The organism is Acinetobacter sp. S54 (assembly GCF_016624945.1).
In the GTDB taxonomy this organism is placed as follows: domain Bacteria; phylum Pseudomonadota; class Gammaproteobacteria; order Pseudomonadales; family Moraxellaceae; genus Acinetobacter.
Window position 1 is genome coordinate 39956 of record NZ_JACVUI010000003.1, and the last position, 25741, is coordinate 65696.

Here is a 25741-nt window from a genome sequence, read left to right on the forward strand (position 1 = left end):
TGCATGGCAGCAACTATCGTGTTAGACTTGGAGAAATCGGGTGTGTTCCCGATTTTTTTATGCGGATTGATTCCGCCTTGAGCAAATTTTAGGTTTGAAACATGCCGATTTCAGAGACATGGTTGTTACCTGATGGGGTAGCAGATGTATTACCAGAACAAGCGCAAGTAGTAGAGACGCTTCGTCGACATGCACTGGATTTCCTCGCATCTCGGGGTTATCAGTTGGTGTACACACCTTTTATCGAATACATCGAATCGTTGTCTTTATTATCTGAATCAAATCATGATTTGGATCTAGTCACGTTTAAAGTTATTGATCAACTCTCTGGACGCTTACTTGGTGTCCGTGCAGATATGACTCCGCAGGTTGCTCGTATTGACGCACACGTTCGTTCTATCGAAGGTGTGGCACGTTATTGCTATGCAGGGACTGTTTTGCATACGAAACCCCAAAATTTTAACTCTTCCCGTGCACCGCTACAATTGGGTGCAGAGTTATATGGTCATGACAGTATCGAAGCAGATGTTGAAATGGTCGATGTAATGTTGGGCTTAATCAAACAAGCAAACGCACTGGATGGCGTCCATCTTGATTTGGGGCATGTTGGCTTGTTTCGTAGTCTGGTAGAACGTGCGGGTTTAAGCAAACAGACTGAGCAGGACTTATCTGATTTGTATCAGCGTAAGGCCTTGCCTGAGCTTGAAGAATTCACTCAAGACTTGTCTTTTGGATCAGATTTTTATGCACTGGGTCGTTATGCAAGTGATCTTGACGCACTACAAAGTCATTTAAGTGATGATGTGCTAAATGATATTGCATTCCAAAATGCATTAAATGCATTAAAAACTACGTTGATTCAAATACAGTCACGTTGGCCCGAGCTACATATTGGTATTGATGTCGTAGAACTACGCAGTTATCACTACCATACTGGTCTAATGTATGCCGTTTATGCCCCAAATCGTGCAGCACCACTGGCACAAGGTGGCCGTTACGATGGTATTGGCGAGCATTTTGGTCGTGCACGTCCTGCAACGGGATTTAGTTGTGATTTATATGCCCTTTGCGCAGGACAATTTAAACAGATTGAAACGGTTGTTGCGCCAAATAGTCAAGATGAAAGTCTACTTAAGGCGATTGATCATGCGCGTCAACAAGGTTTACCTGTGATTCAGTTATTAGGCAATGATGATTTAAGTTCTGTTCCTTACGCAACGCACCAAATGGTGAATGCAGACGGCAGATGGCAGATTGAAAAAATTTAAGGGTTTATTTGTCATACATGCATAGCAAATAAACATTCAATTTTAACAGCATGATGTAATGAGGCTATTATGGGCAAGAATGTTGTGGTACTTGGTACCCAATGGGGCGACGAAGGTAAAGGCAAAATCGTCGACCTGCTCACAGATCAGGCGGCAGCTGTAGTTCGCTATCAAGGCGGACACAATGCGGGGCATACTCTTGTCGTAGGTGGAAAGAAAACTGTTTTGCACCTCATTCCATCAGGTATTTTACGTGATAACGTATTGTGCTTAATTGGTAATGGTGTGGTGCTATCTCCAGCGGCTCTAATTGATGAAATGGATATTTTGGAAAAAGAAGGTGTTCCTGTAAAAGAACGTTTACGCATTTCCCCAAATTGTCCATTGATTTTGCCAAACCATATTGCACTGGATCAGGCGCGTGAGAAAAAACGTGGCAATGCCAAAATTGGTACAACTGGTCGTGGTATTGGCCCTGCTTACGAAGACAAAGTTGCACGTCGTGCAGTCCGTGTTGCAGATTTAGTCCGTGGTGGCGTTGCGCTTGAAGAAAAACTTCAGGAAATGCTTGAGTTACATAACTTCCAATTAACTCAATTTTATGGTGTAGAGGCTGTAAAATTTGAGGATGTTTTGGCACTTTGTAATCAATGGCGTGAAGTTCTGGCTCCATTAATCATTGATGTGACACAGGTTCTACATGACTATCGTAAAGATGGTAAAGCGATCATGTTTGAAGGCGCGCAAGGTTCTTTGCTCGACATCGATCATGGTACTTATCCATACGTTACTAGTTCAAATACCACTGCGGGTGGAGTAAGTTCTGGTTCTGGTATGGGGCCGTTGCATTTAGATTATGTGTTAGGAATTACCAAAGCCTACACTACACGTGTGGGTGCAGGTCCATTCCCAACCGAGTTGCACTATGATGCTTCTACTGATACAGGTGATGCGATTGGTCGCCATTTAGGTACAGTGGGTCATGAATTTGGCGCATCTACGGGCCGTCAACGTCGTTGTGGCTGGTTTGATGCTGAAATTTTACGTCGTTCAGTTGATGTAAACTCACTTTCAGGCATTTGCTTGACCAAACTGGATGTTTTAGACGGTTTGGAAGAAGTCAAAATTTGTGTAGGTTATGAAAATACTGACTCTGGTTGCATTGGTTCTTCAGACGCGATTTCATTTGAAAGCCTCAAACCAATTTATGAAAGCATGCCTGGCTGGAGTGATTCTACAGTGGGTCTGACCAGTGTTGATCAGCTTCCTGCAAATGCTTTGGCATACGTGAAACGTATCGAACAATTGATCGAATGTCCAATTGATATTATTTCAACAGGTCCAGATCGTGCTGAAACAATCGTGCTTCGTCATCCATTTTCAGCATAAACATTTAACTTTACGACTAAAGAGAGCACCTAAATAGGTGCTTTTCTTTTATCATTTATAAAATCCCGTATAAAAATAGTGAAATCAATTTGGCATGAAGCTTCAACCACAAATCGCACAAACGATTTTTTATTCTCTTTTGTTCGCCATGGGGGGTGCCCCAACCATCGCAATGTGGATTATTGTTTTACAAACGCAAGATCCAAATGTATTTATGGCGGCATTTATGGGCTTAACTGTAATTATAGCCTGTGTCATTGTGCCCATAATTTTGTTGCAAAATGCTTATTTATTATTTAAACGAAATGATTTAAATCTTGAAAATACAATCAAACCCTTGTTGCGGTTCTATTTTATTGTGAATGTAATTTGTTTAATTTCATGGATTTTATTTATTTTTAGATAGAATTACATAAATCTAATGATATTGATTTAATTTGTTTTTTACATTTATTTATAATGCACGTCAAAACAGCACGTTAAGTTGCTTTGAGAGGAGAGGTTTTGATGAATAAAAATATATTAATAAGTTTTTTGACCGCTAGTATGATTACACTTGGCGGCTGTGCAACATTTGCTGATATAGCGGGTGCGGACTCTGCAACTTTAAATGCAACAGCTGCTCAGGGCTTTAGTAAAATGACAACCGAAGCACAGCAAAAAGGGCAGTTGGATACATCTTCTGCGACTTATCGGCGTATTAATACCGTTATGCAGCGCTTAGTGCCTTATGCAAACCAAATGAACCAAACAGGTCAGCAGTTTCAGTGGCAACTTGCTGTAATCAAATCTGATACTGTCAATGCCTATGTTGCCCCCGGTGGTAAGGTTGTGTTTTACACAGGGATTGTCAATAAACTTAATTTAAGTGATGCAGAAATCGCTGCGGTCATGGGACATGAAATGACCCATGCTTTGGAAGAACATTCAAAAAGCAAGATTGGTGCAGAAGCCCTTACGGGTCTAGCGCTTAATATTGGTAAGGCGTATGCAGGTGACAGCATTGGTCAGTTGGGTTCTGCTGCTCTGGATCTAGGCAGTCAGGTGGGTGTAGGCTTGCCCTATTCACGTAGTCTGGAAAGTCGTGCGGATTATGGCGGTTTAATGTTAATGGCAAAAGCGGGTTATAACCCACAGGCCGCTATCACTCTATGGGAAAAAATGAATAAACTGGACGGTGCGGGTGCTGGGCCAGCTTTCCTGTCGACACATCCTTCAAATACGCAACGTATTAATGAAATGCGTAAAAACCTACCAGCAGCGATGGCAGTTTATAATAATCGTCGCTAATCTGGTTGAAATTGAATGAGATCAAACAGGATGCCCATTGGCATCCTGTTTTTTATTTCTTTAAGGAGCAGGGTTGGGCTGCTGGTTATGAATTTTTTCAATGCCTTGAAGTACAGCATCATTAAGAGTGATATCAAAGGCCTGAATGTCTTCTTTTAACTGATCCAAACTGGTAGCACCAATAATCGTACTGGTTACAAAAAATTGTTGCTTGATAAAGGCCAAAGCCATTTGAGTGAGCGTTAAACCATGTTGTTCAGCAAGTTGTGCATATTGCTCGGTTGCCCATTCACTTTGCGGATTGCTATAGCGGGTAAATCGTGAAAATAATGTCACTCGTGCATTGGCAGGTCGTGCGCCATGACGAAATTTACCTGTCAAATAACCAAAAGCGAGCGGTGAATAAGCCAACAAACCAATGCCTTCGTATTTGGCAATTTCGGACATGCCAATTTCATAGGTACGATTGAGTAGACTATAAGGGTTTTGCACACTTACAAATTTAGCAACACCTAGTTTCTGAGCGAGTTGCAAAAACTTCATGGTTCCCCATGGCGTTTCATTCGATAAACCAATATGGTGAATACGTCCACGATCAATTTCTTTTTGCAACGCTAATAATGTATTTTGCATGGCTTCAACTTCATAGTGAGTGGCAGCTTCAGCATTGCTGAATCCTAAACCCCCAAAGAAGTTAGTATGGCGTTCTGGCCAGTGCAATTGATAGAGATCAATATAATCGGTCTGTAATCGCTTTAAAGAGCTATCCAATGCTTGTTCGATGTGTTTGCCAAATTGGGTCTGACCCTCGCGAATATGGCTGCCACCAAAACCTGGTCCAGCGATTTTGGAAGCGAGAAACACTTTGTCACGCTGCCCATGTTGTGCAAACCAGTTGCCCAAAATAGTTTCGGTTGCGCCGTAGGTTTCAGGTTTTGGCGGAACAGAATACATTTCCGCTGTATCCCAAAAATGTAAGCCATTTTCAAGAGCATAGTTGAGTTGTTCAAATGCTTCTCGCTGGGAGTTTTGTTCTCCAAATGTCATGGTGCCTAAACAAATTTCAGGAACTTGAATGCCTGAATCACCCAATGCATGATATTGCATAACCTGATCCTTGATTTTGATTGAAAAGTGTCATTTCTGAACTTAAGTTATTTAGCATAAATGGTATGTATGTTTTTGTATCTTAAATATTTTTCATAAAAAAAAGCAAACTTTAAAGTTTGCTTTCCTTATAGAATAAAACGAAATCTTATTCTTCATCATCGAAATCAGTATCATTGAGAGATTTCTCTTCCAACGATGCGTCAAAAATAAGAATGGCTTTACCATCAGTTTCGATCATGCCTTGCTCTTCTAGGGTTTTAAGAACACGGCCCACCATTTCACGTGAACAGCCTACGATACGTCCAATTTCCTGACGGGTAATGCGGATCTGACGACCATTCGGCAAAATCATGGCTTCTGGTTGAGCAGATAAATCAATTAGACACCGTGCAATACGACCTGACACATCTATAAAAGCAAGATCTGTCACTTTACGGGTAGTATTTTTTAGGCGTCGTACCAGTTGGGCAAATACCGCATAGCTTAAATCTGGATATTGCTTGCTAAGTTCATGGAAATTGTCATATGAAATTTCAGCAATTTCACAGACATCACGCGTACGTACTTCTGCTGTACGTTGTGGATTTGCTTCAAAGAGACCCATTTCCCCAAAAAAGTCCCCAGGATTTAAGTAAGCAACCACGATTTCACGTTCATCATCTTCACGTAAAATAATTGAAACGGAGCCTTTCAAAATCAAATATAGTGATTTTGATTCAGTACCTGCGTCAACAATCGTCGTGCGTTTTGGATAGCGATTAATATGAGCACGTTTTAAAAGCGCCTTGACTGACTCTGGTAGTTGACCTGGAGACAAAGCATCGGTGCTGAGTTGTGAAAAGTTTGACGTCATGCTTAAGTTTTCCGATTAGGATATATAAAAAAGATCGCACAAGACCTAAATGAGCGTATTCACACACAAGAGATGAAATTCCTTATCAACTCATTTTATGCTAGTGTACAAGAACTATGTAAATTTATAATTTTTTTTGGGTAGTTGCAATGCAAACAAGTGTTCATTGGCTAGAGAATGTTGCTTTTGAAGCGAAATCTGAAAGTGGTCATCAAGTGGTGATGGATGGTTCTGCCGAGTATGGGGGTGAAAACCGTGGTCCACGTCCGATGGAACTGATTTTAATGGGACTTGGTGGGTGTGCTTCGTTCGATATTGTGACTATTTTAAAGAAAGCTCGTCAAGATGTGACCAATGTCGTATGTGAGCTAAAAGCAGATCGTGCAGATACGATTCCAGCAGTCTTTACCCACATCCATTTGCATTTTGTAGTGACTGGAAAAGCAGTAAAAGAAAAACAGGTGGCAAAGGCGGTTGAGCTTTCAGCAGAAAAATATTGTTCTGCCAGTAAAATGCTGTCGGATGGTGGTGTCAACATTACGCATGATTTTGAAATTATCGAAGCTGAATAATTTTGATGACCTGTAAAAGTTGAAGGCTGACGAAACGTCAGCCTTCAACTTTTACAGGTTTGAAAATTTAAATAGGAGGGTAAGGATGTTAAAAATACGTGAAGCAGAGCTCAAAGATGCTCAGATATTACAGGTGTTATTGGATCAATTGGGTTATGTTCAATCTGTTGAATTCATTATGAGCAAAATCAAAACATTTGCAGAAGATCCTCATCAATATATTTTTGTGGCTCAGATGGGTGCTGAAGTTGCAGGTTTTTTGTCTTTAAGCATGATTCCGCAAATTGCGGTAGCGGGTGATTTCGCTCGAGTCGCCTATTTGTGTGTGGAGAAAAAGTTTAGAGGACAAAAAGTTGGTCAGGCATTATTAGCCTATGCGGAAGAGATTGCACGACAGCGTGGCTGTGATCGGATGGAATTACATTCAAGTGATCATCGAAAGCTGGCGCATCAGTTTTACCTTGCTCAGGGATATGAAGATGCGCCAAAATATTTTCGTAAATTTCTTGATACCTCAGTGAAGAAATAACTGTGGATCTACGCGGGCATTATTCAAGCTCATTCCCCAATGTAAATGGGGGCCCGTCACTCGTCCAGTTTTTCCAACTAATCCTAGAACCTCTCCTTGGTGAATTTTCTGGCCTTGTTTTACTTCAATCTTACTTAAATGACAAAACATGCTGATTAAACCTTGCCCATGATCAATCAGTACCGTTTTCCCATTAAAAAAATAATCACCCATTTGCACCACTATGCCATCAGCAGGTGCGATAACTTTTTGCCCAATAGGTGCGGGAATATCTAGACCCGAATGCGGCGCACGTTCTTCACCATTAAAAAAACGTTTACGGCCAAAAGAATTACTAAATTGGCCTGAAGTAGGACGTATGAAGTGAGGCAGAGACTGCCATGTACTCGCTGTAAATGAATTATAGATATCATTTTGTGCTTTGGCTTCACTCGCATAACGTGTGAGTTGAGCTTCTGAAGGATTTACATAATCCTGATTTTTGACAGTAATACGCTGCTCTGCATATGCATAAGGTTGAATTTCTATTTGAATGGGTTGCTTATTGGTGTCTAGTTTTAGCAAACCTATTGGTGTATTTAAAGGAATACCTAAAATCGCATAACGTTGAGAGTTTTCCTGAGTAATGAGAACTTTTTCCTGATTAAAACGAACATATTCAATATCTGGACTGAGGGCAATAACAGCGATACCACCTGGACGTCGTGAGTCTTGAGGTAATTGCGCATACAAAACAGGAGATGCTAATAAAAATAAGGACAAAATAGAAAAAGTATACTTTTTAAACATGGAAATCAGTAATCAAGAAGATTTAGAACCATTTTTATCAGATGTGACATCGAAAATCTGTTGTTTTGATTTATGTATTTTAATTTGAATAGAGTGCCCATTACTTAATGCACGCTTATTAACAAAACTGCATACAGACTCACTTGAAAATGATTTGAAATGCACCCATATTAGAACTAAGTTTTATTTGCATAAATCTTATTATAACGCTATGAAAAATATGGTAAAAACTTATAAAAATATTTGAAATTTATAAAAGCGTTCCCATGTATTAAGCAAGTAACAAATTGATGATGAGGAATAACAATAATGCGTTTCGAAAAATTTACGAATCGATTGCAACAAGCTTTGTCAGATGCTCAATCATTGGCGACTGGCAAAGACCATACCGCTATTGATGGTATTCATATCCTTTCAGTTTTACTGGAAGAACCATCAAATTTAAGTCTGTTGCAGCAATCAGGTGCAAGATTACCCGAACTTAAACAAAAGCTAGAGCAGGCGATTAAAGATGCACCTACCATTTCCAATCCCACAGGTGATGTCAATCTGAACCCCGAGGCGGTTAAAGTTTTGAATCTGGCGGATCGTCATGCTCAAAAAGCGGGTGATGAGTTTCTATCAACAGATTGGGTGCTTCTGGCATTAACTGAAACTGGAAGTACCAAAAGTTTATTAAATAGCGTAGGCGTAACGACAGAGGCACTGCGTAAAGTTATTGAATCTATTCGAGGGGACGATAAAGTCATGAGTAATAATCACGAAGATCAACGTGACTCATTAAATAAATATACCATCGATTTAACCGAACGCGCGTTGGCAGGAAAACTTGATCCTGTCATTGGACGCGATGATGAAATTCGCCGGACGATTCAGGTGCTTTCACGTCGTACTAAAAACAATCCTGTTTTGATTGGTGAACCTGGTGTAGGTAAAACCGCAATTGTAGAGGGTCTGGCGCAACGTATCGTCAATGGTGAAGTACCAGAAAGTCTAAAAAATAAACGTGTATTGTCGCTAGATTTAGGTTCATTACTGGCTGGCGCGAAATATCGTGGTGAATTTGAAGAACGCCTAAAAGCGGTATTGAATGATTTGGCCAAACAAGATGGTAACGTCATTTTATTTATTGATGAATTACATACCTTAGTTGGCGCGGGTAAAACAGATGGTGCAATGGATGCCGGAAATATGTTGAAGCCTGCGTTGGCACGTGGTGAGTTACGTTGTGTAGGGGCAACCACACTCGATGAATATCGCCAGTATATTGAAAAAGATGCTGCACTTGAGCGTCGTTTCCAGAAAGTTCAGGTGGACGAACCTAGTGTTGAAGATACCATTGCGATTTTACGTGGATTAAAAGAGAAATATGCCGCGCATCATGGAGTACAAATCCTCGACTCCGCTATTATTGCGGCGGCAAAAATGTCGCATCGTTATATCACAGATCGCCAATTGCCTGATAAAGCCATTGACTTGATTGATGAAGCAGCATCACGTATCAAAATGGAGATTGATTCTAAACCAGAAGCTTTGGATCGTCTGGAACGTCGGATCATTCAACTCAAAATGCAGCTTGAAGCAGTAAAACGTGACGAAGATGCTGGAAGTAAAGCTGAAATTAATCACCTTGAAGAGCAGATTTCAATCATTGAGAAAGAATACAATGATATGGAAGAGATCTGGAAAGCCGAAAAAACATTGGTTGAAGGTGATAAAAAAGCTCAAATCGAACTTGACCAAGCTCGTATAGCTTTTGATAAGGCACAGCGTGAAGGCGATTTGGCAGAAGCTGCGCGATTACAATACGGTGTAATCCCAGAATTGCAAAAACGTCTTGAGCAAGCTGAGGTTGCCGAAGAAAATGAAGAGCCGAAACTGATTCGTACCAAAGTTACTGAAAATGAAATTGCAGAAGTGGTAAGTGCGGCAACTGGTATTCCTGTGGCGAAAATGCTGCAAGGCGAACGTGAAAAACTTCTAAATATGGAAGAATTTCTACATAACCGTGTGGTTGGTCAAAACGAAGCTGTGGTTGCAGTGTCTAATGCCGTTCGCCGTTCGCGTGCTGGTTTGTCCGATCCAAACCGTCCAAGTGGATCATTTCTATTCCTTGGGCCAACGGGGGTAGGTAAAACAGAGTTAACCAAAGCTTTGGCGAATTTCCTGTTTGATAGTGACGATGCCATGATTCGTATCGATATGAGTGAATTTATGGAGAAACATTCAGTCAGCCGTTTGGTTGGTGCACCTCCAGGTTATGTTGGTTACGAAGAAGGGGGTGTGCTTACAGAAGCTGTGCGTCGTAAGCCGTATAGTGTAGTGCTATTTGATGAAGTGGAAAAAGCACATCCAGATGTGTTTAATATCTTGCTACAGGTCTTGGATGATGGACGTTTAACGGATTCACAAGGTCGCGTAGTTGATTTTAAAAACACCGTGATTGTGATGACATCTAATCTTGGTTCGCAAGATGTGCGTGAATTGGGTGAAGGTGCGACAGATGATGAAGTTCGTGCCATAGTAATGGCTGCTGTAAGTCAACACTTCCGTCCTGAGTTTATTAACCGTATTGATGAACTGGTGGTATTCCATTCATTGCAGAAATCACAGATTCGTGGCATTGCCGATATTCAACTTGATCGTTTACGTTCACGTTTGGCAGATCGTGAAATTGGCTTGACCATTGATGATAGTGCCTTTGATATCTTGATTGATGCCGGATTTGATCCTGTTTATGGTGCGCGTCCGCTAAAACGTGCGATTCAGCAACAGGTGGAAAATACACTTGCTCAAAAAATTCTGGCAGGTGACTTTCAATCGGGAGACAACATTATTATCAAGGGCGACCATGGTCATTTGGTTTTTGATAAATTAAAACTCAGTTAATATTCGCTTGAATATTGATCCCATAAAGAGGACGTTTTAACAACGTCCTCTTTTTTTATCGCTAAATATGCTGAATCTAATCGACAGATTATCGGGAAGTTATTTCTAATCATTGCAGATTAAGCTAAATCTTGTTAGCGTCAAATCAAATAAGAAGAACTGATTGAATAAAGGAAGAATCACGTGATGGAATGTAAAGGATCTACACTTTCTACAATGTTTGTTTTGTTAGGAAGTTTGGGGTGTTCAGGCTACACCATTTCTGCCACTCCATTAAATGAAGGGGGATTGAGAAATGAAAGTGATTTACTGGAGCGTGTGACGCCACCCGTGGTGAAAGCTGTTGAACAGGATGTAAAAAAACCAGTTCCAGAGCAGAAAGATCTCAATCAAACGATTGCGAAGAAACATATCAAACAGCTCACGCAAGATAATTTGGATGCGAGCGTTTTGTCAGAACATGAAGAGCAAAAGAAAATCACCGAACCTACAAAAGTCAGTGTGTATTTGCAACAACAAATTCAGGAGCTACCACCTTACGAGGAAAAAATTCGTCTGGATAAACTGAATTTTAGTGGTCCTCAATTGGGAAATGCGAAGGGTGATGTCACGATTACCATTAATAAATAAAGCCTATTGAAATTTCAATAGGCTTTATTTAATCGATTACTCTTTTTCAAGGCATAATCTTAGTTCTGTAGATGTCGAATTTTCCATGCGCGATGAATTTTTTGATTCCGCTTAAAATCGGGTCCAATAGTGTCTTGGGTGATTTCTTGTGCATCAAATAAAGCGTCGATTTCTTCGTCTAGCTCGAAACCGCGATAGTTATTGGAAAAGTATAACGTTCCACCCGCGCTTAAACGATTCATAGCCCGTTTTAATAAAGAAACATGGTCGCGTTGAATGTCAAAAGTACCATAGAACTTTTTTGAGTTGGAGAAGGTTGGAGGATCAATAAAAATCAGATCATATTGTTCATGACCTTCTTTCAGCCATTCAAAGCAGTCACTGGCAAAAAACATATGTTGTTCATCTGCATGGTCAACAGTAAGACCATTTAAAACAAAGTTCTCTTTTGACCAGTTCAAATAAGTATTGGATAAATCTACGCTGGTCGTGCTGGCGGCACCGCCAAGTGCGGCATGTACGCTTGCCGTGGAGGTATAGCTGAATAGATTAAGGAAATGCTTGCCACGTGCTTCATTAGCAATACGCAAACGCATTTGACGATGATCTAAAAACAGACCTGTATCCAGATAGTCAGTCAAATTCACTAAAATTTTAGCTTGACCTTCCTGAACGATAAAACGTTTTGATACCGTACTTTGTTTGGTGTACTGACTTTTACCTTCTTGTCTTGCACGAGTCTTAATAAAAACTGCTTCACGAGGTAACCCCGTCACTGCACGAATGGCAGCTAAAGCCAGATTAAAACGTTTTTTGGCTTTTTCTGGATCAATTTTTTTCGGTGGTGCATATTCTTGCACATGCAATTTATCACCATACAAATCCACTGCGACATTAAAATCCGGTAAGTCTGCGTCATAAAGGCGTAGACAGAAAACTTGATCTTTAATTGCCCATTTCTTTAACGCCAGCATATTCTTTTGTAGGCGATTGGCAAAATCTTGTGCGCCTTCAATTTCAACAGGATCAGCATGCCAATGGGTCAAGAAAGGTTGATGATTCGTAATGGGTTTTACTTGACCAAAACGGATGTAAATCGGCAATTTACCATTCATCAAACGTAAGGTTTCAGGTTCACTGAATGCCAACACATCTGCCTGTTCAATTTGTGCGGCAATCACAGCAGCGTGTTGATTTGGAAAATGTTGTTGCAACAGGGCAGACAAACCTAAATATAAAGCACGATTTGAGGCTTTATCGCCTAGACGTTCACCATAAGGTGGATTAGTCACTACAAGTGCATTTTTATAAGTATTTTCAAAAGATGGCCAATCTGCAAGTGGGCGTTCCTCGATCTGAATCTGGTCGAGTAGTTTTTCAAAACCTGCTGCGATAATATTTTGACGAGTGGCTTTCACAGCTTCCCAGTCAGCATCGAATGCATAAAATTTTGGGAGTGGCTTTTCCAAAGCTGCTTCATGACGTTGCGCTGCTTCTGCTTTAAGCTCAAGCCATAATTCATGGTCATGGCCATGCCAACCATTAAATCCAAACCGACGAACAAGACCTGGAGCGCGATCCGTCAAAATCATTAAAGCTTCTATAATAAAAGTACCTGAACCACACATCGGATCAAGAATTAAATCAGGTTGCAATACTGACAATTTCGCTTTTTGTAAAATTGCAGCTGCCAGATTTTCCTTAATCGGTGCTTCAGTCATATAACGACGATAACCACGTTTATGTAGCGAATCGCCTGATAAATCTAGACAAAATGTATGTTCAGTTTTGCCTGCCAATACAAATAAAGTAATTTCGGGTTGTTTAGTATCAATACTCGGGCGACGACCAACAGCTTCCATAAAAGAATCTACTACGCCATCTTTGGCTCTAAGGGTAGCAAATTGAGTATTAACCTTGATATCACGTTCAACATGTAAACGAATGGCAAAAGTGCTTTGTGGAGCAAAAATAAGTGACCAGTCAAAGCTTAAAGCGCCCTCATATAGTTCTTCAGCCACATCCCGAGCATCGTGACTACGCTCTAGTTCATAGGTATGAATCGGCTTTAACACACGGGATGCCAAACGCGACCACATACAAATCCGATAAGCTTGCTCTAAAGTACCTTGAAAAATAAGACGACCCGCAAAACGTTCTGTCTGCTCAATACCTAAACCTTGTAATTCTTGTTGCAGTAAGGTTTCTAGTCCATCTGCACAGGTAACCCAATATGTAGAAAGACGTTGCGGTGAATTCATTCAATTTTCCAAGAGCAGCTAAAGCAATCGACTATTTTAACGTATTTTGAAGGGGAAAACTTGTTCATTTGCCTAAAACTTCAACTGCCCGATTGAGAAAAATATCTGTATAATGCGTTAACTTAACGTCTAAGGAATCTCTCATGCACTTGGCGGCATTGCATACACCGAGTCAGATTCAGCTCAATCAGCAGGGCAATTTAAAACACTTCCTGACCATCGAAGGTCTTTCTAAAGAAACGCTCATAAAAATTCTCGATACCGCACAATCTTTTATCAATGATCAAAATCAGTTGATCACAACGCCATTACTTGAAGGGCGTACCGTGATGAATTTATTTTTTGAAAATTCTACTCGTACTCGCACTACCTTTGAAGCTGCAGCGAAACGTCTGTCGGCCAATGTATTAAATATCGATATTGCGCGTTCGAGTACCTCTAAAGGAGAAACCTTACGGGATACTCTCTGGAACCTTGAGGCAATGGCAGCGGATATTTTTGTGGTACGCCATTCTTCTTCAGGCGCAGCACATTTCATTGCTAAAGATGTTTGCCCAAATCTAGCGATTATCAATGCAGGAGATGGTCGCCATGCGCACCCCACTCAGGCTATGCTGGATATGCTCACTATTCGTCGCGATACTCACAAACCATTTGAAGAACTCAGTGTGGCCATTATTGGGGATATTAAACATTCACGTGTTGCACGTTCTGATATTGCAGCTTTGCAAACGCTGGGCTGCAAAGATATTCGTGTCATTGCACCCAATACATTATTACCTGTCGGTTTTAGTGAATTTGGCGATCATGTCCGTTTGTTTAATAAAATGGATGAAGGAGTTCAGGATTGTGATGTGATTATTGCACTTCGGATTCAAAATGAACGGATTGATTCACCTGCTTTATCGTCTCAATCTGAATTTTATCGTATGTACGGATTAAATCAGGAACGTTTAGCTTTAGCCAAGCCCGACTGTATTGTGATGCATCCAGGCCCGATGAATCGAGGTGTTGAGATTGATTCCAGCATTGCCGATGGTCCTCGTTCTGTGATTTTACATCAGGTGACCAATGGCATTGCTGTGCGTATGGCAGTCTTGGCATTGACGATGCAAGGCCAGTTACAGGAACAAGGTTTAATCGAAGCAATTGCGGGATAAGAGATCGAAATCATGAGCAATGTAAAACTTGAAAATGTCCGTTTACTTGATCCTGTTGAGAAAATTGACCGCGTAACCACTGTTTTTTTACAAAATGGAAAAATGGTCAAATCACTTGATCAAATTGATCAGAGTATCGATGCACAAGGTAAATGGTTGATGCCAACCATGGTAGATTTGTGCGCGCGTGTAAGAGAGCCGGGACAACAACAGCATGGTACATTAAAGTCCGAAGGTCTGGCTGCACGTGAAAATGGCATTTTACATGTGATCACTCCACCTGATTCCAAACCAATTGTGCAGGATAACGGAGCTTTGATTCATGGCTTAATTGAAAAAGCATGGACCGATGGAAAGTTTCATTTGCATATTATTGGCGCACAGACTCAAGGGTTATGGGGTAAGCAACCTGCCAATATGGCAGCGTTGAAAAAGGGGGGATGTACTGCGGTTTCTAATGCCAATGCAGCCTTTGAAGACGATGATGTGGTCATTCGCACACTAGAATATGCAGCAGGTTTGGGTTTAACCGTGGTATTTTATCCAGAAGAGCCGCAAATTGCTAAAGATGGCTGTGTACATGAAGGGTTTATCGCTTCACGTCAGGGTTTGCCTATGATTCCTGCGATTGCAGAAACCATTGCGATTGCCAAATATTTAATTATGATTGAAGCTACGGGAGTGCGGGCACATTTTGGATTGTTGTCTTCTGGAAAATCAATTGAATTGATTGAAGCGGCTAAAGCCAAAGGTTTGCCAGTCACGGCTGACGTTGCGATGCATCAGTTACATTTAACAGAATCGTTGATTGATGGCTTTAATTCACTTGCCCATGTCCGTCCGCCCTTGCGTTCCGAGCAAGATAAAGAGCAATTACGTCAGGCTCTTAAGTCAGGCGTGATTGATGCAATTTGCACTCACCATGAGCCGTTGAGTAGTTCAGCGAAAATGATGCCATTTGCAGAAACCCTGCCGGGGATCAGTGCTTTTGATACTTATGTTGCATTAGGAGTACAACTGGTTAAAGAAGGTTTATTTGAACCACTTGAATGGGTTGAAAAAGTCACTTTAGCTCCTGCACAAGTGGCAAACATGCTGGAACGCTGGCAGGCAGAGAAAGGTTGGGTGCTAGTGGATCCTGATCTAGCATGGACAGTGGAAAAGAAAAGTATTCTTTCCAGTGGTAAAAATACGCCACTTTTAAACCAGAATTTGACTGGAAAAGTCATTCAAACTTTTCTAAGTTAAAAAATCTCCCCCACTGAGTTGGGGGGATTTATTTTAAATACATAAAAAAATTCATTATGAATTGTAATATATATTTTAATGAGATAGCTCAAGAACTAAAGATGTAATTTGATGTGTTAGTCTGGAGTCTTATTTTTTAGAGTAGTATGATGTCCTTTCAATAAGACAGAAAGACATATAAATAAAATATTTTATGAAAATTTAATTAAAAAACATGCAGTATCCATAAAAATTATACTAAGGATGCCAAAGAAGAATACAAAATATTGAATGTAAAAAAAGTATGGATTTTGGTGAAGTAGCTTATTTAACTGATGTTTTTCAATTTTATAATAAAACTCCTTTCCGTAAAGTTTTTAAATTTTGTTATTTTTTTATATTGAGTGTTTCACGCAAAAAAACTAAGGAAAGGGTACTTAGAAAATAAAAATCAAAATAATTTAAAGGCGGTTTGTAAAGGTCGTCATATTTAAACATAATTTTGCAAATTTCTTTTAGATTTTTGTTTATATCAATGTATTGAACTGCGAAAGAAAATAAATATAAAAAAGAGAAAACTATAGTCAAAAATACAAATGGCATAGTTTTTATAAATAATAAAAATTTATTCATGACATTTTATTAACTCTCAAAAAAAGATAACCTTTATCTGCTATTATTCTTGCTCCTTTACTAAATCCCCATCCTAATAAAGCCGAAGCCCCAGCAGCAAGACCGAGTAAAATTAGTGATGTCCCCCCAGTGGCTACTGTAAATACAATAAATGCTCTTACACTACCGCCAATTAAACCACCAACAATCTTTGAACTTTCAACAACAGTTGTTCTTGCTTTTTCTTCTTTTTTTGCATGAGCAATAGCCTCTTCTGCATTGTAAACATCCAAAGCAAGGAATAAATATCCTCCACCTTTTATATGTTTACCCATTTTTCCAAGTTCACTCATCTTTTTTACATATTCCTTTATTCCACTTTTGTAAACTTCTCCTCTTGCAAATGTAGATTGGCTAATGATACGTCTCATATTATCAGTCTTATTGGTCATGCACCTAACACTCATTAAGACTATTGTACGAAATATAATATAAAAAATTATTTAAAATTTTATTTGTGTAGAAGGTGTTTTGTACATAAAAATATAATGATTTTAATTCTTGTCATTAAATGACAAGTAAGTTTGTATTTAAAACAAAATAATTAAAATTCTTGATTAATAAATATGGGATTATTAAGATGTAGCTGATATAAATAATCAAAAGCGATTGTCTAAAAGCATGAAATTTCCCCCTATTTGTACCGTATTGTTAACTACAACTTTATTTGTTGGTTGTGACTACTTTAAAAATAAAAAAACTGAAAACAAAGCTCATAATATTTCAAATTTCAGTTGTACTGATCCTGATAATCTCAATAAAATTCAGATTAATTTAAAAGCTGAATATATAAAAGTCATTGAAAAAAATCTGCGTCAATCTTCTAGATATGATGAAGCTGACCAAAATCTGTTGGAAAAAATTAATAAAGGTTTGCGATTTGAAATTAAAACTATTCGTACATTGACTGAAGATATCAAGACTGCAAAAGAGCTTAATTGTGAAAGTCAAATGGTGGTATCTTTTCCAAAAGGTTTAATACAACGTGCAGAAAATGCTTATCAGGCTTATATTGAAAATGTTGAAGTAGAAGGATATCCAACGGTAAAAGATTATCTAGATGATAATGAATCAGGTTTGACGGTAACAGATGATGAGTTACGGGGTAACTTTTTATATAGCATCACCAAGACAGATAAAGAGGGTTTGAGTCTAAGTGTACAGAACCAAAAAGAAATATTAGAAGACGTTGCTTTTATTACAAAGCACGCGGTTCTTTTTGAAAGTTATGTCAAAAAAAATAAAGAATATCATTCCATAATGCAGGATAATGACCAGAAATACGCTGCACAATATAATCTGGCAAAACAGGCAATGGATATTCGTAAAAAAGAACTGGAAGCCGAAAAACAGAAACAGGTTGAACGGCTGAATCAGACATGGGATAACTTTACAGAAGAACAGCGTGAACGATTTAAACAGGATCAAGCGGATTGGTTTGAAAAAAGAGATATAGACTGTAAAGTCATTGCACAAAAGCCTGTCTATGAAATTCCTGAAAATGAAAGAGAAACTTATCAAAAACAATCTGACTATTGGGATGAGGTATTAAATGATCAAAATATCGAAGTGCAATATACAAAATGCTTTAATCAGCGGACAATTGAACGAGTGATATATTTAAATAATCTATTTAATTAAAATTGTTTGATAAAAATCTGATATTTGCAGAGGGCGATTGATTCGTCCTTTCTTTATTGGCATGCTTAAGCCTATTTGTGTAGATGGATTGGGGTATGCGGATCAGTTTTATAGGTTCTGGAAAAGTTGCAACACATTTAGCCCACGCATTTGCTCAACAGCATCAAATTGTACAGATTTTGAGTCGTCATTTGGGACATGCAGAAAAACTTGCTAGTCAGGTGGGTGCCCAAGCGATTAGTGAGTATGACCGAATCAATCCCAATATAGATTTATTGGTTCTTGCCGTAAGCGATCAGGCTATTTCGCAAGTAGTTCAATCTATTCATACACTTTTAGAGCATGTTTTGATTATCCATACGTCGGGGAGCACCGATCTTAAGGTTTTATCTGATTTCTATCCGAATGCCGGTGTGTTTTATCCACTTCAGACTTTTAGTTTTGAAAGTGAAATTAATTGGACCGAAACCCCTTTATTTATTGAGGCGATTCAAGAAAAAAGTGGTCGAATTTTAAATAATCTGGCCAATAGCCTAAGTAAACGTGTGTATTCTTATTCATCTGCTCAACGTTTAAGTTTGCATTTGGCTGCTGTTTTTGCCTGTAATTTTAGTAATTATTGTTATGATATGGCAAAACAAATTGTAGATCAGCAACATGTTGATTTTTCATTGCTTTATCCTTTGATGCTGGAAACGGCAAAAAAAGCAACTCAATATGATCCGATGCAGGTACAAACGGGGCCAGCTGCTCGACAAGATTATAATATTCTAAAAATGCATCAAAATTTGTTGCAAAAAGCTGATCGATCAGATCTCAAAGAAATTTATCAAATTCTGAGTCAGGCGATTATTCATCGACATCATCTTGAATCCTAAACAAATAAGAGGGTTAAAATAATATGGCAAAAGATTTTACGTCACAGCAGGTGGTTGATGGTTATGATCAACATATTCGTAAATTGATTCCAGGTTATGAAGTAGTTCATCAGCAAATACGGGCATTGCTGACAACATATTTACCTAAACGTGCCAATATCTTAGTCGTGGGTTGTGGAACAGGCTATGAGCTTCGTTATTTACTGCAAGCTTTTCCAGAATGGAGTTTTACTGCAACAGACTTATCTGCCACTATGTTGGATAAAGCAAAGGCAAGTGTTGAAGATGTCAATGCGCAACATCGGGTGTGTTTTATATTAGGTGATGTACCTACATTAGATGATATGAATCATTTTGATGCTGCGCTTTCTATATTAGTTACGCATTTTGTCCCGTTTAGCACGAAGTTGGTATTTTTAGATGCCATACGAAAGCGAATTAAAGCCGGTGGTCTATTCTTAACTTTTGACTTAACTGCCATGCAAACTGAACAAGAACAAGGTGCATTAAAAAATATTTGTGAAAGTAATGGATTAACAGAAGTGCAAACAAGTGCAATGTTGAAAAGACTTTCAGATGATTTTTATGCTTTATCCGATAATCAAACTTTTGATTTGCTTGAAAAGGCGGGTTTTAGTCCAGTCAGGCGTTTTACTCAAATTTTAAGTTATCAGGGTTTTTTGGCTTTCGTAAAATAACAAAATTTAGATTTCACTGAAACAGTTCAATGGTTGCTTGCCTATTTTTGTTGAGATATAAAATTATAGTCATCCCGACCATTTAAAAATGAGAAGACAATACCTTCATTCCTATTTGACAAAGGCTAACTGGCATTAAAGATACTGAAAATCTCGATCATTTTACAGAATCAGATAAGTTTTTTGGAATTAATGAATAAAGAAACAATAAAAGAGCATGACTATTTTATGAGCGAACCTAATGCAACGCATTCACCTTTAGCAGATTCTGATCAAAATTTGCGAAGTACAGTCAGTTATTTGTCACGGACAACATTATGCTGCTGTGAAGAATGCGATGCGCTTTATCGAAAAGTAAAGCTTGAACGGGGTGAGCGTGCGTACTGTCATTTTTGTGGTGCTGAGCTTTATCGGCAGGTTAAACCTTTCAATACATTGCTGGCGTTGGTCATTACTGCATTAATTATTTTTATTGTGGCCAATAGTTTTCCAATCGTTAGTGTAGAGCTCAATGGCAATATATCCCAGACAACACTGCTAGGTGCAGCTTTGACTATGTTTCATATTGATCGAGGGTTTGTTGGGGTTCTTATCTTAGTCACCACATTTATTGTTCCACTTACAGATTTATTACTATTAACTTATATCTTTGGATCGGTCAGTATTTTTAAAACACTGCCAAAGTATTTAACGCCTGCTTTAAGAACGATCTATGTATTCAGAACATGGGGGATGGTTGAAGTTTTTTTAATTGGTGTTTTGGTGACATTGGTTAAATTGATGGGAATGGTGGTAGTAATTCCGGGTATCGCTTTATGGGCATTTGCGATATTAAGCCTGTTACTGGTGTATATCGCTTCAGTCAAAGTTAAAGATATTTGGGATGAAGTTGATCGGTGCTTGTCATGAAAAAGATCAAACAAATTGGAAAGCAATTATATAACCAAGAGTATATTGCCGATGATGATGCTCGTACTAAACCCGTTATTCCACGAGCCATCGATCTTGCATTCGTTACTTGCCATTGTTGCGGTTTGCTTAATACACAAACAAATCAAATGGATCAGCATCAATATTGTAGTAGATGTCGAACAGCTTTGCATGTACGCAAAGACCATAGCCAAAGTCGAACCTTGGCATTGGTCATTGCTGCGACTATTTTGTATATACCCGCAAATCTACTGCCGATGACGATTACAGATTCATTATTAGGGCATCAGCAAGATACGATTATGAGCGGTGTAATCTATTTTTGGCAAAGTGGTGATTACTTTGTTGCAGCGGTGATTTTTACTGCCAGTATATTTATCCCGATGGTAAAATTGCTGATTTTATACTTTTTAGTGTTTATGGTGCGAATGCAATCCTCAGCACAATGGAATATGTTACCTTCACATTGCAGCGTGTTATATCGTATTGTTGAGTTTGTTGGACGCTGGTCCATGATTGATGTTTTTGTCGTAGCGTTATTGACGGCACTTATACAGATTCAATCATTAGCAACTATTTTGGCAGGGCCGGGTGCTGTTGCCTTTGGGGCAGTTGTCGTGCTGACTATGTTTGCCTCATTAAGTTTTGACCCACGTATCATTTGGGATAATTATTATGCGTCTCAAAATAGATTACAAAAGCAACCTAATTCTACGAAAAAGACCATGATTAATCAGATAAATCATTTACCATCGAAGAATGATTTTTTTCAGCCTCGTTAAAAAGAACATGAATGATGACGGAAAATAATACAACGAATAGCAATCCAGATCATGATCTGAATCAGGCAGTTGAAACTTTGCCACCCCCCGAGAAAAAAAAGGGTAAGTGGAGACCTGCACTGATTTGGTTGATTCCTTTTATTGCATTATTAATTGCACTTTCTTTAGCCATAAAATCTATTTTGGCGATCGGACCTACTATTCATGTGTCATTCCGAACGGCTGAAGGATTAGTTGCTGGAAAAACGACTGTAAAATATCGACAGGTTGATATTGGTTTGGTCCGTGAAATAGTACTTTCAGATGATCGCTCCCATGTGATTGCTAAAATTGAGTTACGTAAGGATGCAAGTAATTTTGCTGCAAAAGATTCACGTTTCTGGGTGGTTCGTCCACGAGTGGGCACCAGTGGAGTTTCTGGAATTGATACGCTGTTTTCAGGGTCTTATATCGAGGTTGATGGCGGCAAATCAGATGAGAAAAAAGAAGACTTTAATGGACTGGAAGTTCCTCCGGTAGTGACCTCAGATGTGCCAGGAAAAAGATTTTTCTTAAAGGCTAAAGATTTAGGTTCACTGGATATTGGTTCTCCAATTTATTATCGGCGAATTAATGTGGGTCAGATTACCGCTTATAACTTGGCTAATGATGGTAAATATGTGGAACTCCAGACGTTCATCCGTTCACCTTATGACAAGTTTGTGACTCAGGATGCTCGTTTTTGGCAAGCCAGTGGCGTAGATGTAACCTTAAATGCTTCTGGATTTAATCTAGATACGCAATCATTAGCCAGTATTGTGGCGGGTGGTATTGCCTTTGGATATCCTGAAAATTCAAATGCACAAATTGCCCAGAATTTAAGTCATTTTAATTTATGGGATTCAAAAGCTGAGGCTTTAAAAGATCCTGACGGCAAACCAATTAGCGTAGAGATGTATTTTGACCAATCATTACGAGGATTGACCGCAGGTGCTCCGATTGATTTTATGGGTATTGAAGTAGGAAATATCAAATCAATCAATGCTGAGTTTGATCGTAATTACAGTCGTGTTCGTATGCGAGCAGAAGGTACTATTTATCCATCGCGTTTAGCACATGGTCAGGATATGGATCCGAATGGCGAGATTTTTAAACGCTTTGTCCAAAATGGTTGGCGAGCACAAATGCGAACAGGTAATTTACTGACAGGCCAAAATTATATTGCTTTTGATCTTTTCCCTAAAGCCAAGCCCGCGTTTATAAAAGTATTACAGAGCGGTACTTTTGAAGTGCCAACAATGCCATCTGAGTTAAAAGGATTGCAGGCTCAGGTTTCCCAGATCGCGGATAAATTGACAAAATTCCCGTTGGTTGAAATTGGGCAAGATATGCGTAAAACATTGGGTAATATGAATACTGCCATTGATTCAACTAATCAGTTGGTTCAACAGCTCGATGGTAAAGTTGCGCCAGAATTACAGTCTACCTTAAATGATGTACGTGGTACTTTACGGTCTACCGAATCCATTTTATCCAGTGATGCGCCGTTGCAACGTGATGTGCGCCGTGCCTTACAGCAAATGACTCGTGCAGCAGCATCCTTACAATTAATGTCAGACTATATTGAACAGCATCCAGAATCCTTGATTCGAGGTAAAACCCCTGAGGTTGATCGAAATGAAAAATAAAAATTATTTTAGACTAGGACTGGTAGCAACAGTGATATTTGTCAGTGCTTGCTCTAGTTCACCAACGCCTAACTATTATACTTTGCAAGCCAAAGTGACCCCGATACAGAACTCGGGTGTAAATGTTATCGAAGTATTGCCTGTAGGATTGCCAGATCGTCTAGATCGAGCATCCATTGTTCTACAGGATAATCAGGGTAAGTCAAAAGTGCTGGACAATGATCGCTGGACATCGACTTTAAGTACACAATTACGCGATGGTTTATCGGCTGGATTGCAACAAAAATTGGGTGCTGTTGATCGTTATAATAGTGGAATGACGGCAGGGCAGGTGTCATATCGTATTGCGACGGATTTTTCAAATTTTGATGTCATTGACGGTTTAAACCGTTCGGCTTTTACAGATTCTAATGATCATTATATAAATGTCATGGTGACATGGATTGTAAAACCTGATATTTCCGCTGTGCAGAACTCAGCCGCTTTAGCTCAAAGAAATCTAGCAAATCGTTCACTGAGTTGTAGAACCAGTTTTACCGTGCCTATTCAGGGTGAAAGTAGGAATATCCACAATATTGTGGTCGCATCTACACAATCACTAAACCGAATCATTGACAATATTGCTAGCTCTGTTGTCATGTTAAATGCGAACAAAATGGTGAATGTGAATGGAGTCACGTGTTCCTAATTTTAATTCACATAAGATAACGGAATATTTAATATCTGATGGCTTAATTTTCTGAATAGTTTTCCCTCAAGACTTATTATCGCCATCAGATCAAACTAAATAATGAAGATAAAGTAAAAAATGCAATATCAGAGAACTTGTCAATGCAGAAAAATATCATGTATGTGTAAGATAAATTAATTGCAGCATTCTTATATAACCATTTAATTTAAAAGAATAAATAATCTTTAATTGGCTTTTAGTAATTAATTTAATCAATTCAATATTCTTATTCATGAGAATGCTTTATCGACTGATCAATGATGGAGTCAGAGCTGGCAAACTACTGACTAAAGAGCAATCTCAATAACTACAGTCCATTGAATATTTTGATTTAAAAACATATCACTGAATGAAAATACCATAAAACATGCACGAGAAGACTGGTATTCAATCATATTCGGTTAGGCCTGAATTTTATGGTCGCTTAAACATACAGTCGTTTGTTCTAAGATCATTTTAAGCATTTATCTAAATTTTAATTTTGCCAAGCGCTTGCTTGGTTTTTATGGTTTTGCTACTTTAGTGTTCATTCAATATTTGAAAAACAATGACCCATAATTGCTAGGAAGCAGAATATGCATCTTAATCCTGTGTACTATAATGAGCAGCATCTTGAATTTGCCAAGAGTATTAGACGCTTTGTGGAAAAAGAGATTTCACCCTTTATTAATGAATGGGATGAGAGCGAAACCTTTCCGCGAGAACTTTATAAAAAAGCAGCTGATATTGGTTTATTGGGGCTCGGTTTTGAAGAACAATATGGTGGAATCGCAGGAACAGATGCATTTTATACGTTGTTAGCTTCGATTGAGCTGGCAAAATGTGCCTCGGGTGGTTTAGCTGCGTCCTTACTTTCACATACGATTGGCGCGCCACCGATCCAGCATTTTGCAAACGAAGAAGTCAAAGCTCAAGTCCTCCCGCAAATTTTATCAGGTGAAAAGATCTCTGCATTAGCCATTACTGAACCCGGTGGTGGCTCGGATGTGGCCGCTCTTAAAACAAAAGCTGTGCGCGAGGGAGAGTATTTTCTGGTAAGTGGTGAAAAGACGTTTATCACTTCAGGAATGCGGGCTGATTATTATTCAGTTGCGGTTCGTACCGATCCGAATGCGAAAGGCGCAAATGGTATTTCAATGCTTTTAATTGACGCACACAGTGACGGAATTAGTAAAATTAAACTGGATAAAATGGGTTGGTGGGCTTCAGATACGGCACATTTGCATTTTGACAACGTCAAAGTGCCAGCCAGCCATTTATTAGGCCCTGAAAATATGGGCTTTCTGGTGATTATGAATAACTTTAATATGGAGCGTTTTTTCCTTGCAGCAAGTAGTTATGGCTTTGCTTTGACTTGCTATGAAGAGGCGCTGGATTGGGCTCGGCAGCGTCAAACCTTTGGCAAGCGTTTGGTTGATCATCAAGTCATGCGTCATAAGTTGGTGGATATGGCAACTCGTCTGACAGCAACCCGTGCTTTATTGGAAGATACTGCTTATCGCTTGGGTAAGCCAGAATTGCAGGGCAGTGAATTAATTGCCCAGATTTGTATGCTTAAGAATGTTGCTACTCAAACCATGCAATTCTGTGCAGATGCTGCGGTGCAGACGCTTGGGGGTATGGGCTTTATGCGTGGTACTAAATCCGAACGTATTTATCGTGAAGTGAAGGTGAATATGATTGGTGGGGGTGCAGAAGAGATTATGAAGGACCTAGTTAGTAAGCAATTGGGGTATTAAACTTATTTGCTAGCTCATTAAAAGTGCGGTTAAAACA

Annotated in this window: 23 protein-coding genes; 18 read left to right on the forward strand and 5 right to left on the reverse strand. The window is 39.1% G+C overall.

Annotated features, from left to right (window positions below):
* Nucleotides 1-101 precede the first annotated feature (101 nt).
* The 4 genes from IAE20_RS05840 to IAE20_RS05855 all read left to right on the forward strand — a co-directional run bounded on the left by IAE20_RS05840 (nt 102) and on the right by IAE20_RS05855 (nt 3947).
* Complete coding sequence (locus tag IAE20_RS05840) at nt 102-1268, forward strand: ATP phosphoribosyltransferase regulatory subunit (protein ID WP_200459896.1); 1167 nt, start codon at nt 102-104, stop codon at nt 1266-1268.
* Between the two features lie 69 nt (nt 1269-1337).
* Nucleotides 1338-2657, forward strand: coding sequence for an adenylosuccinate synthase (locus tag IAE20_RS05845; protein WP_200459897.1), 1320 nt, complete (start codon nt 1338-1340; stop codon nt 2655-2657).
* A 94-nt stretch (nt 2658-2751) separates the two neighbouring features.
* The gene (locus IAE20_RS05850; RefSeq protein WP_200459898.1) at nt 2752-3063 is read left to right on the forward strand and encodes a hypothetical protein; all 312 of its coding nucleotides are present in this window, start codon (nt 2752-2754) and stop codon (nt 3061-3063) included.
* A 101-nt stretch (nt 3064-3164) separates the two neighbouring features.
* A complete protein-coding gene (locus IAE20_RS05855) occupies nt 3165-3947 on the forward strand; it encodes a M48 family metallopeptidase (protein WP_200481806.1) in 783 nt (260 codons plus the stop codon).
* A 60-nt stretch (nt 3948-4007) separates the two neighbouring features.
* Here IAE20_RS05855 and IAE20_RS05860 read toward each other — a convergent pair whose 3' ends face one another.
* Complete coding sequence (locus IAE20_RS05860) at nt 4008-5054, reverse strand: NADP(H)-dependent aldo-keto reductase (protein WP_200481805.1); 1047 nt, start codon at nt 5052-5054, stop codon at nt 4008-4010.
* Nucleotides 5055-5202: 148 nt separating this feature from the next.
* Entirely contained in the window at nt 5203-5910 is a 708-nt protein-coding gene (gene crp / locus IAE20_RS05865) for a cAMP-activated global transcriptional regulator CRP (RefSeq protein ID WP_200459901.1), read from the reverse strand.
* A gap of 149 nt (nt 5911-6059) precedes the next feature.
* Between crp and IAE20_RS05870 the strand changes: the two genes are divergently transcribed.
* On the forward strand, nt 6060-6482 hold the full coding sequence (locus IAE20_RS05870; RefSeq protein ID WP_200459902.1) for an OsmC family protein: 423 nt from the start codon (nt 6060-6062) through the stop codon (nt 6480-6482).
* Nucleotides 6483-6567: 85 nt separating this feature from the next.
* Nucleotides 6568-7011, forward strand: coding sequence for a GNAT family N-acetyltransferase (locus IAE20_RS05875; RefSeq protein WP_200481804.1), 444 nt, complete (start codon nt 6568-6570; stop codon nt 7009-7011).
* Here IAE20_RS05875 and IAE20_RS05880 read toward each other — a convergent pair.
* On the reverse strand, nt 6997-7800 hold the full coding sequence (locus IAE20_RS05880; protein ID WP_200459904.1) for a peptidoglycan DD-metalloendopeptidase family protein: 804 nt from the start codon (nt 7798-7800) through the stop codon (nt 6997-6999). The two genes, IAE20_RS05875 and IAE20_RS05880, sit on opposite strands and share 15 nt — an antisense overlap.
* 309 nt (nt 7801-8109) lie before the next feature.
* Between IAE20_RS05880 and clpB the strand changes: the two genes are divergently transcribed.
* On the forward strand, nt 8110-10689 hold the full coding sequence (gene clpB, locus IAE20_RS05885; RefSeq protein WP_200459905.1) for an ATP-dependent chaperone ClpB: 2580 nt from the start codon (nt 8110-8112) through the stop codon (nt 10687-10689).
* A gap of 186 nt (nt 10690-10875) precedes the next feature.
* A complete protein-coding gene (locus IAE20_RS05890) occupies nt 10876-11319 on the forward strand; it encodes a hypothetical protein (RefSeq protein WP_200481826.1) in 444 nt (147 codons plus the stop codon).
* Between the two features lie 59 nt (nt 11320-11378).
* Here the strand turns inward: IAE20_RS05890 and rlmKL are convergent, their stop codons facing one another.
* Nucleotides 11379-13580, reverse strand: coding sequence for a bifunctional 23S rRNA (guanine(2069)-N(7))-methyltransferase RlmK/23S rRNA (guanine(2445)-N(2))-methyltransferase RlmL (gene rlmKL / locus IAE20_RS05895; RefSeq protein WP_200481803.1), 2202 nt, complete (start codon nt 13578-13580; stop codon nt 11379-11381).
* Between the two features lie 143 nt (nt 13581-13723).
* Here rlmKL and IAE20_RS05900 point away from each other — a divergent pair, with 143 nt between their 5' ends.
* Both IAE20_RS05900 and IAE20_RS05905 read left to right on the forward strand, forming a co-directional pair.
* Nucleotides 13724-14740: an aspartate carbamoyltransferase catalytic subunit gene (locus IAE20_RS05900; RefSeq protein ID WP_200459907.1), complete on the forward strand. Its 1017-nt coding sequence runs from the start codon at nt 13724-13726 to the stop codon at nt 14738-14740.
* A 12-nt stretch (nt 14741-14752) separates the two neighbouring features.
* Nucleotides 14753-15988, forward strand: a complete 1236-nt coding sequence (locus tag IAE20_RS05905) for a dihydroorotase (RefSeq protein WP_200459908.1) — start codon at nt 14753-14755, stop codon at nt 15986-15988.
* A 608-nt stretch (nt 15989-16596) separates the two neighbouring features.
* Here the strand turns inward: IAE20_RS05905 and IAE20_RS05910 are convergent.
* Nucleotides 16597-17031 (reverse strand): hypothetical protein, encoded by a 435-nt coding sequence (locus IAE20_RS05910; RefSeq protein WP_227610871.1) that lies wholly within the window; start codon nt 17029-17031, stop codon nt 16597-16599.
* A 229-nt stretch (nt 17032-17260) separates the two neighbouring features.
* Between IAE20_RS05910 and IAE20_RS05915 the strand changes: the two genes are divergently transcribed.
* The 8 genes from IAE20_RS05915 to IAE20_RS05950 all read left to right on the forward strand — a co-directional run bounded on the left by IAE20_RS05915 (nt 17261) and on the right by IAE20_RS05950 (nt 25704).
* The gene (locus tag IAE20_RS05915; RefSeq protein WP_200459909.1) at nt 17261-18280 is read left to right on the forward strand and encodes a DUF1311 domain-containing protein; all 1020 of its coding nucleotides are present in this window, start codon (nt 17261-17263) and stop codon (nt 18278-18280) included.
* 95 nt (nt 18281-18375) lie between these two features.
* On the forward strand, nt 18376-19158 hold the full coding sequence (locus IAE20_RS05920) for a Rossmann-like and DUF2520 domain-containing protein (protein ID WP_200481802.1): 783 nt from the start codon (nt 18376-18378) through the stop codon (nt 19156-19158).
* Nucleotides 19159-19181: 23 nt separating this feature from the next.
* Nucleotides 19182-19856 carry a class I SAM-dependent methyltransferase gene (locus IAE20_RS05925; protein ID WP_200481801.1) on the forward strand — a complete coding sequence of 225 codons (675 nt, stop codon included), beginning with the start codon at nt 19182-19184 and terminating at the stop codon, nt 19854-19856.
* A gap of 228 nt (nt 19857-20084) precedes the next feature.
* The gene (locus IAE20_RS05930) at nt 20085-20765 is read left to right on the forward strand and encodes a paraquat-inducible protein A (RefSeq protein WP_200481800.1); all 681 of its coding nucleotides are present in this window, start codon (nt 20085-20087) and stop codon (nt 20763-20765) included.
* A complete protein-coding gene (locus IAE20_RS05935; protein ID WP_200481799.1) occupies nt 20762-21568 on the forward strand; it encodes a paraquat-inducible protein A in 807 nt (268 codons plus the stop codon). Before IAE20_RS05930 ends, IAE20_RS05935 begins: the two co-directional genes overlap by 4 nt.
* 14 nt (nt 21569-21582) lie before the next feature.
* On the forward strand, nt 21583-23235 hold the full coding sequence (locus tag IAE20_RS05940; RefSeq protein WP_200481825.1) for an intermembrane transport protein PqiB: 1653 nt from the start codon (nt 21583-21585) through the stop codon (nt 23233-23235).
* Nucleotides 23225-23923: a membrane integrity-associated transporter subunit PqiC gene (locus tag IAE20_RS05945; protein ID WP_200481798.1), complete on the forward strand. Its 699-nt coding sequence runs from the start codon at nt 23225-23227 to the stop codon at nt 23921-23923. Before IAE20_RS05940 ends, IAE20_RS05945 begins: the two co-directional genes overlap by 11 nt.
* Before the next feature lie 617 nt (nt 23924-24540).
* Nucleotides 24541-25704, forward strand: coding sequence for an acyl-CoA dehydrogenase family protein (locus IAE20_RS05950; RefSeq protein ID WP_200481797.1), 1164 nt, complete (start codon nt 24541-24543; stop codon nt 25702-25704).
* Nucleotides 25705-25741 lie beyond the last annotated feature (37 nt).

Excerpts from the sequence above, each read along its gene's own strand:
- IAE20_RS05950 (WP_200481797.1), top strand. The coding sequence starts at position 24,541 with ATGCATCTTAATCCTGTGTACTATAATGAGCAGCATCTTGAATTTGCC.
- IAE20_RS05850 (WP_200459898.1), top strand. The coding sequence starts at position 2,752 with ATGAAGCTTCAACCACAAATCGCACAAACGATTTTTTATTCTCTTTTG.
- IAE20_RS05920 (WP_200481802.1), top strand. The coding sequence starts at position 18,376 with ATGCGGATCAGTTTTATAGGTTCTGGAAAAGTTGCAACACATTTAGCC.
- IAE20_RS05840 (WP_200459896.1), top strand. The coding sequence starts at position 102 with ATGCCGATTTCAGAGACATGGTTGTTACCTGATGGGGTAGCAGATGTA.
- IAE20_RS05890 (WP_200481826.1), top strand. The coding sequence starts at position 10,876 with ATGGAATGTAAAGGATCTACACTTTCTACAATGTTTGTTTTGTTAGGA.
- IAE20_RS05880 (WP_200459904.1), bottom strand. The coding sequence starts at position 7,800 with ATGTTTAAAAAGTATACTTTTTCTATTTTGTCCTTATTTTTATTAGCA.
- IAE20_RS05910 (WP_227610871.1), bottom strand. The coding sequence starts at position 17,031 with ATGACCAATAAGACTGATAATATGAGACGTATCATTAGCCAATCTACA.
- IAE20_RS05855 (WP_200481806.1), top strand. The coding sequence starts at position 3,165 with ATGAATAAAAATATATTAATAAGTTTTTTGACCGCTAGTATGATTACA.
- crp (WP_200459901.1), bottom strand. The coding sequence starts at position 5,910 with ATGACGTCAAACTTTTCACAACTCAGCACCGATGCTTTGTCTCCAGGT.
- IAE20_RS05945 (WP_200481798.1), top strand. The coding sequence starts at position 23,225 with ATGAAAAATAAAAATTATTTTAGACTAGGACTGGTAGCAACAGTGATA.
- IAE20_RS05860 (WP_200481805.1), bottom strand. The coding sequence starts at position 5,054 with ATGCAATATCATGCATTGGGTGATTCAGGCATTCAAGTTCCTGAAATT.
- clpB (WP_200459905.1), top strand. The coding sequence starts at position 8,110 with ATGCGTTTCGAAAAATTTACGAATCGATTGCAACAAGCTTTGTCAGAT.
- IAE20_RS05925 (WP_200481801.1), top strand. The coding sequence starts at position 19,182 with ATGGCAAAAGATTTTACGTCACAGCAGGTGGTTGATGGTTATGATCAA.
- IAE20_RS05870 (WP_200459902.1), top strand. The coding sequence starts at position 6,060 with ATGCAAACAAGTGTTCATTGGCTAGAGAATGTTGCTTTTGAAGCGAAA.
- IAE20_RS05940 (WP_200481825.1), top strand. The coding sequence starts at position 21,583 with ATGACGGAAAATAATACAACGAATAGCAATCCAGATCATGATCTGAAT.
- IAE20_RS05875 (WP_200481804.1), top strand. The coding sequence starts at position 6,568 with ATGTTAAAAATACGTGAAGCAGAGCTCAAAGATGCTCAGATATTACAG.
- IAE20_RS05915 (WP_200459909.1), top strand. The coding sequence starts at position 17,261 with ATGAAATTTCCCCCTATTTGTACCGTATTGTTAACTACAACTTTATTT.
- IAE20_RS05905 (WP_200459908.1), top strand. The coding sequence starts at position 14,753 with ATGAGCAATGTAAAACTTGAAAATGTCCGTTTACTTGATCCTGTTGAG.
- IAE20_RS05935 (WP_200481799.1), top strand. The coding sequence starts at position 20,762 with ATGAAAAAGATCAAACAAATTGGAAAGCAATTATATAACCAAGAGTAT.
- IAE20_RS05845 (WP_200459897.1), top strand. The coding sequence starts at position 1,338 with ATGGGCAAGAATGTTGTGGTACTTGGTACCCAATGGGGCGACGAAGGT.
- IAE20_RS05900 (WP_200459907.1), top strand. The coding sequence starts at position 13,724 with ATGCACTTGGCGGCATTGCATACACCGAGTCAGATTCAGCTCAATCAG.
- rlmKL (WP_200481803.1), bottom strand. The coding sequence starts at position 13,580 with ATGAATTCACCGCAACGTCTTTCTACATATTGGGTTACCTGTGCAGAT.
- IAE20_RS05930 (WP_200481800.1), top strand. The coding sequence starts at position 20,085 with ATGAGCGAACCTAATGCAACGCATTCACCTTTAGCAGATTCTGATCAA.